The organism is Dokdonella sp. (assembly GCF_049593775.1).
Lineage (GTDB): Bacteria > Pseudomonadota > Gammaproteobacteria > Xanthomonadales > Rhodanobacteraceae > Dokdonella.
Map to the genome: position 1 here is coordinate 1 of NZ_JBAWHJ010000034.1, position 3,069 is coordinate 3,069.

Annotated in this window: 3 protein-coding genes; 1 reads left to right on the forward strand and 2 read right to left on the reverse strand. The window is 58.4% G+C overall.

All coding sequences use genetic code 11. From position 1 onward, the window contains the following. Positions 1 to 196: 196 nt before the first annotated feature. Together WBP53_RS01210 and WBP53_RS01215 are read right to left on the reverse strand one after the other, a co-directional pair. On the reverse strand, positions 197 to 1,354 hold the full coding sequence (locus WBP53_RS01210) for an isovaleryl-CoA dehydrogenase (RefSeq protein WP_423925118.1): 1,158 nt from the start codon (positions 1,352 to 1,354) through the stop codon (positions 197 to 199). A gap of 59 nt (positions 1,355 to 1,413) precedes the next feature. After that, positions 1,414 to 2,514, reverse strand: a complete 1,101-nt coding sequence (locus tag WBP53_RS01215; RefSeq protein ID WP_423925120.1) for a Glu/Leu/Phe/Val dehydrogenase dimerization domain-containing protein — start codon at positions 2,512 to 2,514, stop codon at positions 1,414 to 1,416. Between the two features lie 364 nt (positions 2,515 to 2,878). Here WBP53_RS01215 and WBP53_RS01220 point away from each other — a divergent pair. Further along, on the forward strand, positions 2,879 to 3,069 hold a 191-nt coding region (locus tag WBP53_RS01220; RefSeq protein ID WP_423925122.1), incomplete at its 3' end, for a hypothetical protein.

Sequence of the window (3,069 nt, forward strand, 5' to 3'; positions counted from 1 at the left end):
GTCTAACCTAGCTGAACAGAAAAATGCCGGTCATGGCACATTCCTCAGCCAGTCAACGTGCTGTGGTGCTCTTGAGGTCTCGATGTCTGAGGGCAGATGGCAGCGATAGGCTGGTGTCGTATCCGCCTGTCAGCAACTGAACCGCGGGAGTGATGGTGGAGAGCGGCTGCGTGGTGCCTTGCAGTCGTGCGGCAGCTCAGCTCTTGCCGTGGAATAATTCGCGACCGATCAACATGCGTCGAATTTCGTTGGTGCCGGCACCTATCTCGTAGAGCTTTGCGTCGCGCAGAAGTCGACCTGCCGGATACTCGTTGATGTAGCCATTGCCGCCGAGTGTCTGTATCGCTTCGAGCGCGACCTTGACTGCGTTCTGTGATGCATGAAGCAGGCACGATGCCGGATCAATGCGGGATTTCACGCCTCGATCGAAATCCTGCGCAACCATGTAGGCATAGGCACGAGCGGACTGCAGATCGGTGTACATGTCGGCGACCTTGGCCTGCATGATTCCGAACGTGCCGATCGGCGCGTTGAACTGCTTGCGTTCCCTGACATAGGGGACGACCAGATCCATTGCGGATTGCATCAGGCCGATCGGGCCTCCGGACAATACGAGACGTTCGGTATCGAGGCCGCTCATGAGCACGCGCACGCCCTCATTGACCTGGCCTACAACATTCTCGGCAGGGATCTCGCAGTCTTCGAATACCAGCTCACAAGTATTGGAGCCTCGCATTCCAAGCTTGTCGAGCTTCTGCGCGGTGCTGAATCCCTTCATGCCTTTTTCTATGATGAAGGCCGTCATGCATCGCGAGCCGGCCGGCTTCGGTGCAGTGCGCATGTAGACCAGCAGCACATCGGCATCCGGACCATTCGTGATCCACATCTTGGAGCCGTTGGCGATCCAAGTGTCGCCCTTCTTTTCCGCCTTGCACGTCATCGAGCCCACGACGTCGGAGCCCGCTCCGGGCTCGCTCATCGCCAGTGCGCCGATCCACTCGCCGCTGCAAAGCTTCGGCAGATACTTGCGTCGCTGCTCGTCGCTGGCATTGTTGTTGAGGTTCTGGACACACAAGTTTGAATGCGCGCCATAGGACAAGCCAACCGATCCTGAGGCACGCGAAATCTCTTCCAGGGCAACGACATGCGCAAGGTAGCCCAGGGCGGAGCCGCCGTACTCCTCGGCAACCGTAATTCCGAGCAGGCCCATGTCGCCGAACTTCTTCCAGAGGTCGTTCGGGAATGCATTCTCGCGATCGATCAGGTCCGCACGCGGGGCAATCTCCTTGTCGGCGAACGTCCGCACGGCTTCGCGCAGGGCTTCGAGGTCTTCATCGAGCTTGAACGGTTGCATGGTCAGGGTCCGGTCATTGGAGGTTTGGGACGATTGCCGCTGGATCGCGTGTGCGGCGACTAGTTGCCGCGGCGTCCGTGGAAGCTCGGAGCAGTGACGCCGAGATGCGGCAGGCGCAGCTTTCCGATCGTGGAAATGCGTTCTTCGGCAAGGCGATCGGCAGCCAGATATGTCGGGATGCTGTCGCGTTTGGCGATTTCGAAGATGCGGCTCACGTTCTGGTAGATCGTGCGCATCATGCGCATGGCACGTTCGCGATTGTAGCCATCGATTTCCAGCGAAATATTCATTACGCCACCCGCGTTGACGGCGTAGTCGGGTGCATAGAAAAGTCCGAGCCTTGAGACTTCATCGCCAATCTCGTTGCTGGCCAGCTGATTGTTGGCCGCACCACAGATGACCTTGCACTTGAGCCTTTTGAGCGTGTCCTCATTGATCGTGCCGCCGAGAGCGCAAGGGCTGTAGACGTCGGCATCGGTGTCGTAAATTTCATCGAGGCCGACTGCTATGCAGCCGTGGTCGTCCACGGCGCGCTCGACCAGTTCCTTGTTGATGTCGGTCACATAAACCTTGGCATCGTGTTCGCGCAGCAACTTGATGAATTCCATGCCCACGTGGCCGGCACCCTGAACCGCATAGCTGTATTTGCCAACATCCTCATTGCCGTAGCAGGCATTGAGCGAGGCGAGCAAGCCTTGCAAGGTTCCAAAGGCAGTGAACGGGGAGGGGTCGCCGGAACCACCGTGCACCTGATGCACGCCGGTCACGAACGAGGTTTCACGGAAAACCCATTCCATGTCATTGACATCAATGCCTACGTCTTCGGCAGTGATGTAGCGTCCATTCAGCGAATTGACGAAACGACCAAATGCACGAAACAGCGCTTCGGACTTGTCCTTTGCCGGGTCACCAATGATGACTGCCTTGCCGCCGCCCAGGTTGAGGCCCGCAACCGCATTCTTGTAAGTCATGCCGCGAGAGAGCCGAAGCACGTCGTTGATGGCTTCCTGCTCGCTCTTGTACGGCCACATGCGCAGCCCGCCCAGCGACGGCCCGAGAACCGTATTGTGGATGGCGATGATGGCTTTGAGGCCGGCATCCTTGTTGTGGCAAAACACCACTTCCTCATGGCCGGATTTGGCGAGGGTTTCAAAGATCATGACGTGCTCCGCAATCAGTAGGAATGCCCGGGCGCCGGTCAGCGACAAGTGTCAACTTGATGTCTGGCGTCAAAAGAAATGGGCAGGTAGTTGAAGTGTAAGGATTTCTGGCGCGATGACCCGCGTCGGGGATGCTCAGCAGGCGCGTAGTCTATCCGCGCCCAAGCATGGCCACAAATGCCGTGCGTAGCAGGTCGTCGCAGCGGACGACTTTCGTCAGTAGCCTGGGCCTTCCGGATCCGCGATGACGTCGCGGACGGTTGCTGAATTCGCGGCTGCAGATTTCGCCTCCGGAATTGCGCCGGGCTTGCGAGTCAACCAAGTTGTGCCGCAGGATTGGGGTTTGCTCTTCCAGGAATATGTCATGCGCCTTAGCCTTTCCGGTCCGCTCACCGCCTTGTTGCTGGCTGGCTTCAGCTTGTTCTCTGCTCCGCTTCTTGCTGACGGGAGCGCGTCTGAAGTCCTGTTCCAGGCGCACGAGAAAATGCTTGGTTCACGGTTTGTAGCGGAATCGGTGTCCTCATCCGGCGGCGGCGCCGAAAATCGCTCCAAAGT

Coding starts and splice junctions, on each gene's coding strand:
- WBP53_RS01215 (WP_423925120.1), bottom strand. CDS start 2,514: ATGATCTTTGAAACCCTCGCCAAATCCGGCCATGAGGAAGTGGTGTTT.
- WBP53_RS01210 (WP_423925118.1), bottom strand. CDS start 1,354: ATGCAACCGTTCAAGCTCGATGAAGACCTCGAAGCCCTGCGCGAAGCC.